Source organism: Bernardetia sp. ABR2-2B (genome assembly GCF_037126435.1).
In the GTDB taxonomy this organism is placed as follows: domain Bacteria; phylum Bacteroidota; class Bacteroidia; order Cytophagales; family Bernardetiaceae; genus Bernardetia.
The window spans coordinates 1,651,892-1,666,791 of the sequence record NZ_CP147020.1 but is presented as its reverse complement, the minus strand read 5'-3'; the positions used below and the strand labels follow the sequence as shown (position 1 = coordinate 1,666,791).

Annotated in this window: 9 protein-coding genes; 5 read left to right on the top strand and 4 right to left on the bottom strand. The window is 35.1% G+C overall.

Going from position 1 to position 14,900, the window contains the following annotated elements:
* Positions 1-54: 54 nt before the first annotated feature.
* Positions 55-1,737, top strand: coding sequence for a Zn-dependent hydrolase (locus tag WAF17_RS06930; protein ID WP_338768029.1), 1,683 nt, complete (start codon positions 55-57; stop codon positions 1,735-1,737).
* Between the two features lie 130 nt (positions 1,738-1,867).
* Here the strand turns inward: WAF17_RS06930 and WAF17_RS06925 are convergent, their stop codons facing one another.
* Genes WAF17_RS06925 through WAF17_RS06915 form a run of 3 tightly spaced genes read right to left on the bottom strand, consistent with a single transcriptional unit; the run spans position 1,868 to position 3,311 of the window.
* Positions 1,868-2,290 carry a hypothetical protein gene (locus WAF17_RS06925; protein WP_338768026.1) on the bottom strand — a complete coding sequence of 141 codons (423 nt, stop codon included), beginning with the start codon at positions 2,288-2,290 and terminating at the stop codon, positions 1,868-1,870.
* On the bottom strand, positions 2,290-2,745 hold the full coding sequence (locus tag WAF17_RS06920; RefSeq protein WP_338768024.1) for a helix-turn-helix transcriptional regulator: 456 nt from the start codon (positions 2,743-2,745) through the stop codon (positions 2,290-2,292). The genes WAF17_RS06925 and WAF17_RS06920 overlap by 1 nt, the downstream gene beginning before the upstream one ends.
* A complete protein-coding gene (locus WAF17_RS06915; protein WP_338768022.1) occupies positions 2,742-3,311 on the bottom strand; it encodes a hypothetical protein in 570 nt (189 codons plus the stop codon). Before WAF17_RS06915 ends, WAF17_RS06920 begins: the two co-directional genes overlap by 4 nt.
* Before the next feature lie 319 nt (positions 3,312-3,630).
* Between WAF17_RS06915 and WAF17_RS06910 the strand changes: the two genes are divergently transcribed.
* The 3 genes from WAF17_RS06910 to WAF17_RS06900 all read left to right on the top strand — a co-directional run bounded on the left by WAF17_RS06910 (position 3,631) and on the right by WAF17_RS06900 (position 13,456).
* Entirely contained in the window at positions 3,631-4,845 is a 1,215-nt protein-coding gene (locus WAF17_RS06910; RefSeq protein ID WP_338768019.1) for a pyridoxal phosphate-dependent aminotransferase, read from the top strand.
* Between the two features lie 294 nt (positions 4,846-5,139).
* Positions 5,140-13,146: a choice-of-anchor D domain-containing protein gene (locus tag WAF17_RS06905; RefSeq protein ID WP_338768016.1), complete on the top strand. Its 8,007-nt coding sequence runs from the start codon at positions 5,140-5,142 to the stop codon at positions 13,144-13,146.
* 94 nt (positions 13,147-13,240) lie between these two features.
* Positions 13,241-13,456, top strand: a complete 216-nt coding sequence (locus tag WAF17_RS06900) for a hypothetical protein (RefSeq protein ID WP_338767113.1) — start codon at positions 13,241-13,243, stop codon at positions 13,454-13,456.
* Between the two features lie 77 nt (positions 13,457-13,533).
* On the opposite strand, the gene WAF17_RS06895 is transcribed toward WAF17_RS06900, so the two are convergent.
* Positions 13,534-14,220 carry a hypothetical protein gene (locus WAF17_RS06895; RefSeq protein WP_338768014.1) on the bottom strand — a complete coding sequence of 229 codons (687 nt, stop codon included), beginning with the start codon at positions 14,218-14,220 and terminating at the stop codon, positions 13,534-13,536.
* A gap of 93 nt (positions 14,221-14,313) precedes the next feature.
* On the opposite strand from WAF17_RS06895, the gene WAF17_RS06890 reads away from it, so the two are divergent.
* Positions 14,314-14,889: a hypothetical protein gene (locus tag WAF17_RS06890; protein ID WP_338768012.1), complete on the top strand. Its 576-nt coding sequence runs from the start codon at positions 14,314-14,316 to the stop codon at positions 14,887-14,889.
* The last annotated feature ends 11 nt before the right edge of the window (positions 14,890-14,900 follow it).

Sequence of the window (14,900 nt, the reverse complement as noted above, 5' to 3'; positions counted from 1 at the left end):
TAAATTTGTATTGTATTAATTATTTAACTTAACTCTCACAAACTTCAAAATAACATGAACATCAAAAAAACATCAAAACTAGCTGTTCTATCAATGGCTATCTGTCTAGGCTTTTGGAACTGTACACCAGATAAAAAAGCAATTACTGAAACTACTACTGATACAACAAGTGTAGTCGTAGAAACTAAAAACGAGCTTGTTCGTCCAGAAATTTATGCTCCCTTCAAACTCACTACTGATATTAGCACTCTTTCAGAAAGTGAAAAGAAAATGATTCCACTCCTTATAGAAGCAGCTAAAATAATGGATGGTTTGTTTTGGCAACAAGCCTATATGGGCGATAAAGATAGCTTGATGGCTACTTTAGATGATGCAGACACAAAAAAGTTTGTAGAAATAAACTATGGTCTTTGGGATAGATTAGAAAATAATCAACCCTTTATGGAAGGTGTAGGAGAAAAACCTCTCGGCGCAAATTTCTACCCAACAGATATGACAAAGGAGGAGTATGAAGCCTTTGATAATGAAGAAAAATCAAGTCTTTATACATTTCTTCGCAGAGATGCAGAAGGAAAGCTAATGATAGTTCCTTATCACGAAAAATTTAAGGCAGATCTAGAAAAAGCTGCTGATTATTTACGCCAAGCTGCCGAAATAGCAGAAGATGAAGGCTTGAAAAAACACCTTACTCTTCGTGCCGATGCCATTACCACAGATGATTATATGGCAAGTGATATGGCATGGATGGATATGAAAACCAACGGTATCGATATTATTATTGGTGCAATAGAAACCTATGAAGACCATTTGTATGGACAAAAAGCTGCTTATTCTTCATATGTTTTGGTAAAAGATAAAACGTGGAGTGAGCGTTTGGAAAAATATGCTGCTTTATTGCCACAACTTCAAAAAGATTTGCCTGTTGATGCGAAATACAAAGCCGAAAAACCTGGGTCAGATTCTCAACTTAATGCCTATGATGTTGTTTTTTATGCTGGAGATTGTAACGCAGGTAGCAAAACGATTGCTGTAAACCTTCCAAATGATGAAGAAGTACAACTCAAAAAAGGTACTCGTCGTTCGCAGCTAAAAAATGCTATGAAGGCAAAGTTTGACCAAATTTTGATGCCTATTTCTGAAATGCTCATTACGCCAGAGCAAAGAAAACATATCACTTTTGATGCTTTCTTCGAAAATACAATGTTTCATGAAGTGGCTCACGGATTAGGAATCAAAAATACCATTAATGACAAAGGAACAGTTAGAGAATCTTTGAAAGATTTAGCTTCTGCTTTAGAAGAAGGAAAAGCTGATATTTTAGGTCTGTATATGGTTACTAAATTGCGTGAAATGGGCGAACTTTCAGAAGGAGAATTGATGGATAATTATACTACTTTCTTGGCTGGTATTTTCCGTTCTGTTCGTTTTGGTGCTGCTTCGGCACACGGAAAAGCAAATATGATTCGCTTTAACTTTTTCAATGAAAAAGGAGCTTTCGAAAAGTTAGAAGACGGAACATACAAAGTAAATCCAGATAAAATGGCAGAAGCTGTAAACGAACTTTCTGCTAAAATACTAACACTTCAAGGCGATGGCGATTACGAAGGTGTAACGCTGTTGGCAAACGAAATGGGAGTTATCAAAGCTGATTTACAAGCTGACTTAGACAGACTTTCTGATGCAAATATTCCTGTTGATATTATTTTTGAGCAGGGGGCTGATGTTTTGGGGTTGTAATTTTATAAAAATGAACTTTGTCAGCAGTTGTTTTGGTAATCCAAAATAACTCTGACAGTAGTTTGAAAAAAAGTATTCAAGTAAGGTAAAAATGGTTTTCTATTCAAACATCAGTAAAGATGGAAGCTTACTACTCATCGAATTTACCATCTTCAGTAACTATTTTTGTAATATCTATTGTAGGTAATATAAAATCATTAAATTTTGTATTAGTAGTTTTTGAATGTAATACTCCTCGTGTTGTACCAACTGTAATCATAGCTAAATGCGCTAAAAAACCTTGTGGAATAATTAGTTTACCCTCTTTGCGAAATTCACTCCATTTGCTTTTTTCAACACTAAATTCACAAGAAACTTCTACAATTAAAAAAGATTTCTCATTTTGTTTGAACTGAAATTTAATAATTGAAACAATAGAAGTAGTTTCCGAACTTGTTCCGAAATTTATATGAATCTCTAAATTTATATCCTCAATTTGACTATTATAAGCATCTTCAATGATAGCAAATTGATCTGTATTAATTTTTTTTAAACTAAATTGTATTCCTTCCATTAGTTGTACACTTCTGTTAAACTTTGATTATTTATAGGGAGTATTGCCACTACTTTTGCCGACTTTTTTTGATAAAAATCATTTTCTTGAGTTGGTTGTGTATAGGTAATCTCTGTTTTTTTTAAAATTACTTTAGTTTTCTTTTCTCTATTAGAATCAAGTCCTAACAATGAAATTCCTAAGGCTTTTTCAATGTTTGATATTGTTTGCAAAGTTAGGTTTTCTCTTCCCTTCACTATTTTACTTACCTGTTGAGGAGAAACATTTAGTAAAGTAGCCAATTCCTGTTTTTGCATACCGTTATCTTTAAGATGACGATTAATTTTAATAGCAATCTTTCGTGAATATCTTAGCCATTTTCTATTCGCTTGACGGTACTTAGCTTCCTTTTCCCAACTACTTTTTTTACCAGCAGTAAGAGTATCAAGTTTTTTTTGTAGTTCTTTATTTATCATGATTGTTCTGTTATAAAGTTTTCTAAATTATCTGCATCAAAGAGACCATTATCAATCAAATATTGTTTTGTTATCTCTAATTTTCTTAATTCCTTTCGTAAATGCTCACGTTCATTCATAGTTTCTGTTAGTTTGATAGCACCACCAGAGACAACAAAACAGTTTTTTGAAATTCTAATTGCATATATCCTCAGCCAACTTTTGTGTTCCAAACCGTATGCTTTAGTTTGTTGATGTTCTGTAATTCTATACTCTTTGTTATCAAGAGGTTTGAACAATATTTGAAGTGTATCATAATCATCTGTTTTCCCAATTTCAGCTGTATATAATAACTCATCTTCAAGCTCATGTGACTTATCCACAGTAATGTCAATGGCTTCGTCAGGAGTTATATTTCCATAAAATCCACTTTGTAAGTCGTTAATATGTGTATCAAAAAAAATACCTAAAAACTCAACGTCTGACCATTCATTAAAGACTCTTACAAACTCATCTTTATCCTCATTCTCATATTTTACAGAGTACAAACTGCCTCTTATTACCCCAAAGATACTATCTATTTTCATTTATTCAACTTGTAAGTTTAGTTTTTAGGTTTGATATATAGTTTTTTAACTTATTTTAGATGTTAGTTTTCGTATACCTAATAGAGTTAATTCTACTTTAACACATTATTATTTTTAGTACCTTTTATTGTCCAATACAAAAGATAACACAATTTTATTATTTTTCAAAAATATCAAAATCAGGTTTTACTGAAAAAAATCTACCAAACAAAAATTGCTACCTATCCAACAATTTTTTAGCTTTGCTTTATTAATTTCTTCATGAAAATATTTTTTGCCATTGTTGGTGTCTTCACCAACGACACTAATACTACTCCTTATGTCCACAACAGCCGTAAATACAGAAACTTTATCTCGTCGTGTTTCCGAAATGGAAGAATCTCAAACCCTTGCAATGGCTCGTAAAAGCCGTGAACTCAAAGCAGAAGGACACGATATTATCAATATGAATTTGGGAGAGCCAGACTTCAAAACACCTCTTTTTATTCAAGAAGCAGCCAAAAAAGCGATTGATGACGGACATTTTGGTTATACACCAGTAGCTGGAATTGCGCCACTTCGTCAAGCTATTTCTGATAAGCTAAAAAGAGAAAATGAGCTAGATTATTCTGCTGAACAAATTGTAGTTTCGACAGGAGCAAAACAGTCTATTGCTAATGTGATGTTAGCCCTTTTGGATAAAGACGACGAGGTAATTATCATTACTCCTTACTGGGTTTCGTATGTCGGAATCGTACAACTTGCACAAGGAAAGCCTGTTTTTGTAAAAGGAGGAATAGAAAATGATTATAAAGTAACAGCAAATCAGGTAAAAGAAGCAATTACTTCAAAAACAAAAGCAGTTATTTTTTCGTCGCCTTGTAATCCAACGGGAAGTGTTTTTTCTGAAACAGAATTAAGAGAAATTGCAGAAGTAATTGCACCACACGAGCAGATTACAGTCGTTGCAGATGAAATTTATGAATATATCAATTTTGGTGAGCCTCATTTTAGTATTGGAAGAGTAGCATCTTTGAAAGATAGAGTAGTTACTATAAATGGTCTTTCAAAAGGTTTTGCCATGACAGGTTGGCGTTTGGGTTATGCTGCTGCTCCTCTAACGATTGCAAAAGCGTGTGATAAAATCCAAGGACAGGTTACCTCTGGTACAAATTCCATTACCCAACACGCTGCTGTTACTGCTCTCAATGGAAGCCGAGAAGAAGTAGAGGAAATGAATAAAGCCTATCAGAAAAGAGGAAAGTTAATCAAATCTCTTTTGGATGAAGTAGAAGGCTTTAATTGCAATACGCCACAAGGAGCATTTTATGTTTTTCCAGATATAAGTCATTTTTATGGAAAGTCTTTTGAAGGTAAAAAAATTCAAAATTCAGAAGATTTTTCTATGTTTTTATTAGAAACAGCGCATGTGGCTGTTGTGATGGGAGATGCTTTTGGTGCGCCAAATTGTATCCGTCTTTCTTTCGCTACTTCAGAGGAGATGATAGAAAAAGCGATTGAAAGAATCAAAAATGCTATTGCTAAGTTGAGTTAATTATACTTTTTTTTAGAAAATTGAAAAAGCAACCTTAGAAATAGGGTTGCTTTTTTAGTCTCTAAAATTAAAAACAACAAAGTACACGCATTTATTAAAAAAAGTTGTTTTTCAGTAGTGAATTATACAATAATAGCTTGATATTTGCTTGTTTTTCAGTAGAAAATAATGTTTTTGTCATAAGAATCGTTATTTTGCAGTATGTTTCAAATAACATAACTGTATTCTGTCAAACTTCAATTTTACACAACTAATCTATAATACTTCTTTACTTTTTTCAATTAAATTATTTATATGAAAAACCTTTCCTCCTATTCCAATTATATTATTGGATTTGTTCTATTTTTCCTAATAAGTACTACAGGGTATTTGATTTGGGAAAATAATTCCAAAAATGAATTACTGCTCTCTGAATTATCAGAAGTTAAAGACCCTTCACAACTAAAAGGGAAAGAAAAATATGCTTACTATCAAGCCTTATATAATAAATATCAAGGCTGGTCAAAAAAAGACTTGAAAAAAATTGCAAAAAAAGATCGTCCAGATTTAGCAATGCTTCAAGATTATCTACGCACAGCAAATCCAAATACAGGTGATATTCCTGAAAATGCTCGTATAAAAGCAAATGAATTTACAGATTTACGTCTGAATGCTCTTAGCCAAAATCAAAGAGCTATTGCTGGGGTAAACTGGATAGAACGTGGTCCTAATGATGTAGGTGGACGTACTCGTGCGCTTATGTACGACCCAAATGATGCTACAGGCAGAAAGGTTTGGGCTGGTGGTGTTGGTGGTGGACTTTGGTACACCAATGATATTACAGTAGCTAACCCAACTTGGGTAGCTGTTGATAATTTTTGGGAAAATATAGCAATTTCATCTATTGCTTATGACCCATCAAATACACAAAACATGTATGTATCTACTGGAGAAGGTTTCTTTGGTGGTGGAATGCAGCGTGGTGCAGGTATTTGGAAAACTACTGATGGAGGAGCTAATTGGGCAAGACTAGCTAATACTTCACCTACAGTAACAGATGATTTTCAATATGTACAGAAAATTGTAGTAACTCCTACAGGAACACTACTTGCAGCTTGTCGTACTGATGGGTTCAACTCTACTAGTGCAAATAGTGGTGGTATCTTTCGCTCTGCTGATGGAGGAACTAATTGGGTAAAAGTAACATTGCCTGAAACCTCTACTCGTGCTGCTGATTTGGAAGTAGCTGCTGATGGTACTCTTTATGGAACAACTGCATTATTTGGAGGAGTTGTAGGCTCTATTTATAAATCGACGAATGATGGAGTAAACTGGACAGAAGTAACACCTGCTGGTATTTCTGCTAACACAAGAAGAATAGAGATTGCATCTGCACCATCAAATAGCGATATTTTATATGCTGTTGCACATGATGCAAGCACCAATAATATTGCATTCTTCAAAAAATCTATTAATGCAGGTGTTTCTTGGACAGATGTAACTATTCCACTATACCGTAATCAAGGAGGCTGTGCTACTAATGGAACGCAATTTACTCGTGGACAAGCTTGGTACGATTTAATTTTACAAGTGAACCCTACTAATCCTAATCATGTAGTTGTTGGTGGTATTGATGTACACCGTACAACTGATGGAGGAGCAAACTGGACATCTATTTCTTACTGGACAGGTGAGTGTGGACCTTATGTTCATGCAGATATTCATGCCTTTGCTTACAAACCAGGTAGTTCTGATGAGATGTTAGTAGGTAGTGATGGTGGTGTTTCGTATAGTGCAAATATACAAGCTGGTACTCCTGCTTTCAATGATAGAAATTCAGGATATAATGTTACTCAGTTTTATGCTGTTGCAATGAATCCGAATAATGGTTCTAATTATTTACTCGGAGGTACACAAGATAATGGAACACGTAAACTTACTTCAGCAGGAGTAGGTGGAAGTACGCAACCAACTGGAGGAGATGGAGCATTTTGTTTTATAGACCAAGATAATCCAAATATTCAGATTAGTTCGTATGTATTTAACAATTTCTATGTATCTACTAATGGAGGAGGTAATTTTATAGACTTAGGAGCTGGAGACAACAATACAGGAGAATTTATCAATCCAGCAGATTATCATGATGATTTAGATTTACTTTATTCATCTTCCAAAGGAAATCGAAACTTTGCTAGATGGACTGTTCCAGGTGGAACTCGTAATGATTATAATGTAACAGGTATGACTGGAGACGTTACACACTTAAAAGCTTCTCCTTTTACAGCTGCTTCTACAACGCTTTATATAGGTACAAGTGCAGGGGAAGTAGTAAGAGTTCCTAATGCAAATGCAGGTGGAGGACCAAATAAAACAGGAACTGTATTATCAAACGGTACTATGCAAACGCAAGGTTCTGTCTCTTCTATTGAATTTGGTACAAGCGAAAATCAGATGGTAGTTACGTATTCTAACTACGGAGCACAGAGCGTTTGGTACACAGACGATGGAGGAACTTCTTGGACAAGCAAAGATACTGCACACGGCTTACCAGATATGCCAGTTCGTTGGGCAATGTTTAATCCTAATAATACGAATGAAGTATTGATTGCAACAGAAACAGGTGTTTGGAGTACAGATGATATTACAGCAGGTGCTGCTGGCGATTTTTGGGAATTATCAAGCACAGGACTTGCTAATACTCGTTGTGATATGTTCCAAATTCGTAGTTCTGATAATCTAGTTGCAGTAGCTACACATGGTAGAGGCATATTCACAACAAATGTATTTTCTCCTGCTGCTGCTGATTTTTCAGCAGATAAGGATCTTGTTTATATGAATAAAGATGTAATATTTACTGATGCCTCAGCAGGTGCTACTTCTTGGGATTGGAACTTTGATGCTGGTGCAAGTACAGCTACTGCCAATACAACAGGTCCTCATACAATTTCTTATTCTACTCCAGGTATCAAAACAATTACTCTTAGCATAAACGGAGGTGGAGGAGTCCTGACTACTACTAGAACTATAACTGTTTTACCAGATCGCCCTGTACCTTATGCTATTACTGATGGAGGAAACTTTGATGTCAATCCATTAGACTTTGCAGCCGATAATGTAGGAGGAGCAACAATGTGGGAACGTGGAAACTCTGCCACAGCAGGAAAAAATGGAACAGCAAGTGGTGCAAACGCATGGGTTACAGGTCTTACAGGAGATTATTTGAATAATTCACATTCTAACCTTTATGCACCTAACTTTGATTTCTCTGCAGCAGGTACATATAATTTATCCTTTGAAACAAAGCATGTTTATGAAACAGGTTATGATGGAATGATTGTAGAATATTCTACTGACAGAGGTACTTCTTGGACAAAATTAGGAACAGCTACTACAGGTGCAGCTTGGTATAACTCGGTAATTGGAGGTGGTCCAGACCCTACAGTATTCGGTCCTTCAGGAACTCCATTTATGTCTGCTACCAATGCAAACTATTTTACAAAATCACTTGATGTTTCTAGTTTAGCAGGAAATCTTGACGTAGCATTTAGAATAGTATTCAAATCTGATGTTACTATAACAGATGTTGGTGCTGCAGTTGATAACTTCCTTATTACTTTCGTTCCAGCTGCTTCCCCAGCTACTGCACTTGATTTTGATGGTAACAATGACCTAATAACAATAGCAACTCCTACCAACCTTCCAACTGGCAATGATCCATATACTATTGAATTATGGTTCAAACCTATTCTATCAGGAGTGAGAGGTGTGATTGGATGGGGAAATGCTGTTAATAATCAAGCTAATGCAATTGAAGTAAATATTAATACATCTTTAAGAATACGACATTACTGGTGGGCTAATGATATAGATATACCTTTAACAGACTTATCAGGAAATTGGTATCACTATGCTGCTACTTACGATGGAACAACTAGAAGTGTATATGTAAATGGTGAATTACAAAAAAGTGATGTCCCAGGCGTACATAATGTTCCCGCTTCTTCAACACTATTTATAGGAAGAGGGCTTACAAATGGAAACTATGAAGGAGCATTAGATGAAATTCGAATCTGGAGTACAGCTCGTACTTGTTCAGAGATTAAGGCTAATATGAATAATGAATTGATAGGAACAGAAGCTGGTTTAGTAACCTATTATAATTTTAATCAAGGTCTTGCAGCAGGTAATAATGCAGGACTTACAACCCTTAATGACCTAACATCTAGTAACAATGATGGAACACTAACTGGGTTTTCTCTAGCAGGAGCTACTTCAAATTGGATAGATGGATCTGCTAATGGAGTTAGTGGAACAGTTGCAACTCCTCAACAAGAAATTAATCTTTTAGGTAATTCTGTTTCTATTGTAGATGGTGATGCTACACCAAATGTAGCTGATAACACTGATTTTGGAACTGTAGTTACAGATAGATTAATTACTTATACTATTGAGAATACGGGAACGGCAGATTTGGCAATTTCTTCAATTGTTTCAAGTGGTACAAATGCAGGAGATTTTGTAATCAGTAACATTACGCTACCAGCAACAATAATGGCAGGTAATAGTATTACTTTTGACGTTACCTTTACACCTTCTGGGGCAGGAACAAGAACAGCAACTATTACTGTAAATAATGATGACTGTGATGAAGCAATTTATGATTTTGCAGTACAAGGAATCCAATCCCTATTTCCTGAAATCAATGTACAAGGTAATGGAAATAATATTGTTAGTGGAACAGGAACTACAAGTCCGACTAATGATACAGATTTTGGAGGTGTAGCTGAATGTGGAACGAATAATCTTGCTAAGACATATACTATTCAAAATACAGGTGGAGCAGCTTTAACAGTAAATAATATTACTGTAACAGGAACAAATGCTGCTGATTTTACTTTAAGTGGTCTTCCTGCTTTCCCTGCAACAGTAGCAGCTACAACAGGAACACAAACTTTTACAGTTACTTTTGATCCTTCTGCAACAGGAAATAGAGCTGCTTTAGTAACTATTACTAACGATGATGCTGATGAAAACCCTTATACTTTTGCAATTAATGGAAATGGAACAGCTGATAATGTAGCTCCAGTAGTTCCGACATTAGCAGATGTTACGGCTGAATGTAGCTCTACACCAACTGCTCCAACAACTACAGATAACTGCGTTGGAACTGTTACAGGAACAACAGGAACAATATTTCCAATCACAGCACAAGGTACAACCGTTGTAACTTGGACATTTGATGATGGAAATGGAAATACATCTACTGCTGACCAAAATGTAATTCTTAATGATGTTACTGCTCCAGTAGTTCCGACATTAGCAGATGTTACGGCTGAATGTAGCTCTACACCAACTGCTCCAACAACTACAGATAACTGTGTTGGAACTGTTACAGGAACAACAGGAACAATATTTCCAATCACAGCACAAGGTACAACCGTTGTAACTTGGACATTTGATGATGGAAATGGAAATACATCTACTGCTGACCAAAATGTAATTCTTAATGATATTACTGCTCCAGTAGTTCCGACATTAGCAGATGTTACAGCTGAATGTAGCTCTACACCAACTGCTCCAACAACTACAGATAACTGTGTTGGAACTGTTACAGGAACAACAGGAACAATATTTCCAATCACAGCACAAGGTACAACCGTTGTAACTTGGACATTTGATGATGGAAATGGAAATACATCTACTGCTGACCAAAATGTAATTCTTAATGATATTACTGCTCCAGTAGTTCCGACATTAGCAGATGTTACGGCTGAATGTAGCGCTACACCAACTGCTCCAACAACTACAGATAACTGTGTTGGAACTGTTACAGGAACAACAGGAACAATATTTCCAATCACAGCACAAGGTACAACCGTTGTAACTTGGACATTTGATGATGGAAATGGAAATACATCTACTGCTGACCAAAATGTAATTCTTAATGATGTAACAAATCCAACCATTACAGCACCAACTAATGTAATAGTAAATACAGATGTAGGAGCTTGTACAGCTTCTGGAGTAGCTTTAGGCACACCAACAGGAACAGATAATTGTGGAACACCTACATTTACAAATGATGCGACACCTCCTTTTTCTATTGGAAATACAACTGTTACTTGGACAGCAGATGATGGAAATGGAAATACGGTAACAGCCACACAAACGGTAACGGTAAATTCTACAAGAGAAATTGATGTTTTAGGTAACTCAGTCTCTATTACAGATGGCGATGTAACACCAGATGTAGCTGATGATACTGATTTTGGAAATACTACTTTACGAACTATTACATACACAATTGAGAATACAGGAACGGAAGCTCTTACCATTTCTTCTATTATTTCTAGTGGTACAAATAGTGGGGATTTTGTAGTTAGTAATGTTCCTGCTGTGGTAGCAGCAAGTGGAACAGCAACTTTTGATGTTACTTTTACTCCTTCAGGAGGAGGAACAAAAAATGCCACCATTACCATAAATAATAATGATTGTGATGAAGCAGCTTATGATTTTGCAGTAGAGGGAATAAATACTTCCTCTGGCGATGTACTTTTGGTTCGTACAGGTGTTTTCTATCCTACTATTCAACAAGCCGTTGATGCAGCAATAGCAAACGATGTTATTGAACCACAATCTGCTAGACTTTATGATGAAAATGTAGTTGTTGATAAAAACCTAACGTTTACTTCTCCTACTGCTTTTACAGATTATACTGATATTAATATTGATGGTATAAAAGTAAATACAGGAATTAGTCTTATTATTGATGGCTATATGAGCATAAATAAAGTCTTAGAAATGGAAGGAACAGCACAAATGACTGTCAATACAGGACAAGATTTTGCTCTTCGTTCGACAACAGATGAAACAGCTTTACTCATAAATGGTTCTACAACCAATACCATCGTTGGAACAGTTATTATGGAACGCTATTTACCTGCTGTTTCAGACGTAGGTGGTACGGATGGTTTGGGCTATCATTTATTTTCTTCTCCTTTTTCAGATGCAACGGTCTCACAGTTTGGAGATGATATGGGATTAGTTCTGACAACAGCTTATAACACAGCTCCAGAACCAGCTTTTGTTCGTCCTTTCCCTACCTTCTTCCAATATGAAGAAACAAATGCAGGAGCAGTTACAAGTGCATATTATAATCCATTTATTTCAAATTATAAAGTACCAACAACTGCAAACTTGACTGCTGTTAGAGGTTATCAAGCCAACATTGCAACAGGCGTAACAGTAGATTTGAATGGAACACTCAACAATGGCAACCAGTCTATTGCTGTTACAAATAGTGGTGGTGGATTTAGTCAAGAAGGGTATAATTTAATAGGAAATCCATATCCTTCGCCTATCGATTGGGAACTTGTTTTAGCTGCTTCTACAGGTCTTGAAGATGCTGTTTATATTGATATTCCAGTGAATCAATACCAAGGTGTTTTTGCAGAATATGTAAATGGAGTTTCTAATAATGGAGGTAAAAAGGAAATTGCTTCTATGCAGGGTTTCTTTGTCAGAACAACGGCTGGAGGAACAGTCAATATGAACAATGGAGTTCGTCTAACGACAGATACTCGTTTCTTTAAGACTACCGAGACAGAAAATTTGAAGGAAGGTTTGATTAGAGTTGCCCTCAAATCTAGTAATTCATTAGATGAGACAACAGTTTATTTCCAAGCAGGTGCAACAACCAACTTTGATGGAAAATACGATGCTGCCAAACTTCACAAAATGAATGCTACTCGTTCTACGTTGTATTCTTACAATGAAAATGAAGAAGGGCAAGAAAGCGAATATTTTGCAATCAATGGTTTGGGAAGTTTCAAAGAAAATCAAACGCTACCTTTGGCAATGAATATTTTGAAAGATGGAGACTATGAAATTACGCTTCGTTCGATGAAATATTTCCACTCTAAGCACGAATTATACTTGTATGATTCTTTGACCGATTCACTTCATAATTTGAAAGCAGAAGGCGATTATAAGTTTGAAGCTAAGAAAGGTTATGAAATCAAGCGTTTTGTTCTTTTATTCAAAACAGATGCAAGTCAAGATTTCTTTGAAAATGAAAAGTTGATGGTTTATCCTAATCCAACACCAAACAGTTTTTCATATAGTTTGAAAACGGACAGAGAAGGAGCTTATACGATTCGTTTGTTTGATGCAACAGGAAGAGTAATCTTTGAATCAGAACAATCAAAAGAAGGTGCATTCTTGGAAGGTACAATAGACTTAGAAAAACACGCTTCTGGTTTGTATTTGCTTCAAGTTTCTGATGCTGACAAAACAATGACAGTTCGTATTGTAAAAGAATAAAAAAGCAATATTTTTATAAAATAGCCGTATTCAATATAATTGATATGGCTATTTATTACTAAAAAGAAATTATCTACATCAAAATATATTGAGTATGTTCAAAAAAATAATAGTATTTCTGATTTCCTTTTTCATTATAGACTTTGCCTTTGGGCAAGGAGGAGGTTTTCCAGTTGATCCTCCTGGCGCACTAACTGCACCGATAGATGGTGGTCTTTCACTTCTTTTAGCAGCAGGGGCAGCTTATGGTGCTAAAAAAGTCTATGATTTTAGAAGTAATGATGGGCAAGAAGATGAGGAAATGAAGTAAAGGAATTTACTCTCAATAATCTTCTAAAACCTTGTTTTTTGCTTTCAGAAAGTAAAAAACAAGGTTTTTTTATGCTCTCAATTCTCTAAAAAACTCCTTGCCGTTAGGCTATCTGTTTCTCTAATATCATAGTTGATAAATTCTATTCCGAATCTTTTCCAACAGTAATTTGCTACTAAAAATTTGCCACTTTTTTCCTGCTCAACAGTTCTGATAATACATTTTTTGGTAGAATTTTTATTTAAAGAGTCAATCAAATAAGCAGGAGAGAAATCTACTAAAGGTTTGCTCATTCGTGAACCTAACCACAACGGACGTATTTTACCCTCAATGATTTTAAATAAAAAAAGGCGTTTTCGTAGGATTGAATCAAAACGAGTTTTCTTAATTACGCCTACCCAAATATCATCTTGTCCGTCGTTATCGGCATCAGCAACCTCCAAATTATAAACTGGGTAAGGTAGTTTCCATTCATCTAAAATTCTATTTTTCTTTATTTTATTTTTATCTTCTTTCAAAAAAGTTTGAATTGCAAAGTTATATTTGTGTTTTTTACTTTCTTTTTTTATTAAACGAATACCTATTTTTTGTCCGTCTTTGAGGGTTGTATAAAAAGTATCTTTGTCTTTATTCTGACAATTTGAAAATAGAAAAATTAAGACAATAAAGTAGAGGTAACGAATCATGTTGTTTAGCAAAAAGACAGTTGTATTAATCTTGTGTTCATCATAAATATCATACAAATCATTCACTAATCCTACCATACATTCATCAAATTTCTTTTTATCAAAACAAGAAACGACTATTTTACGTTTTTATAATCAAAATCCTATCTCAAGCCACTTACAGAATACATTATGCACGATATAGAACCTTTCTACGGTTGGGAATTTTCTTATGACTCAAATACTGACGAGCGTTCTCCTTTTTATGAAGCCGAGTACAATACTAACCAATACACCAACGCAATTTACGGATATTATATTCATCCTTACTGGGATTTTATAGGTTCTGAAACGCTTTATGTAAAAGTTTTGATGGCAGATTATCACAGAAACTTTGTCATTATAGAATTTATAGGAGAGTGGAATGATGCGCTACACAACGATATTATGCATCTCAAAAGAAACGTCATTGATTATTTTACAGGCGAAGGGATTACTCATTTTATTTTGATAGGCGAAAATGTACTAAATTTCCATGGCTCAGATGATGAATATTATGAAGAGTGGTTTGAAGATGTAGAAAATGGTTGGATTGTATTATTGAATTTTAGAGAGTTTGTACTTAGAGAAATGAACGCCTATAATCTGGATTCTTATCTTATTTGGGGAGGGATTTTGGACGAGTGGGACAACTGGCGCACCACAAACCCCCACAAACTATTTGAATCTGTAAGGAAAGAAGTGGAGAAGCGAATTGCTTTGTTTTAGAGTTAGTTTTA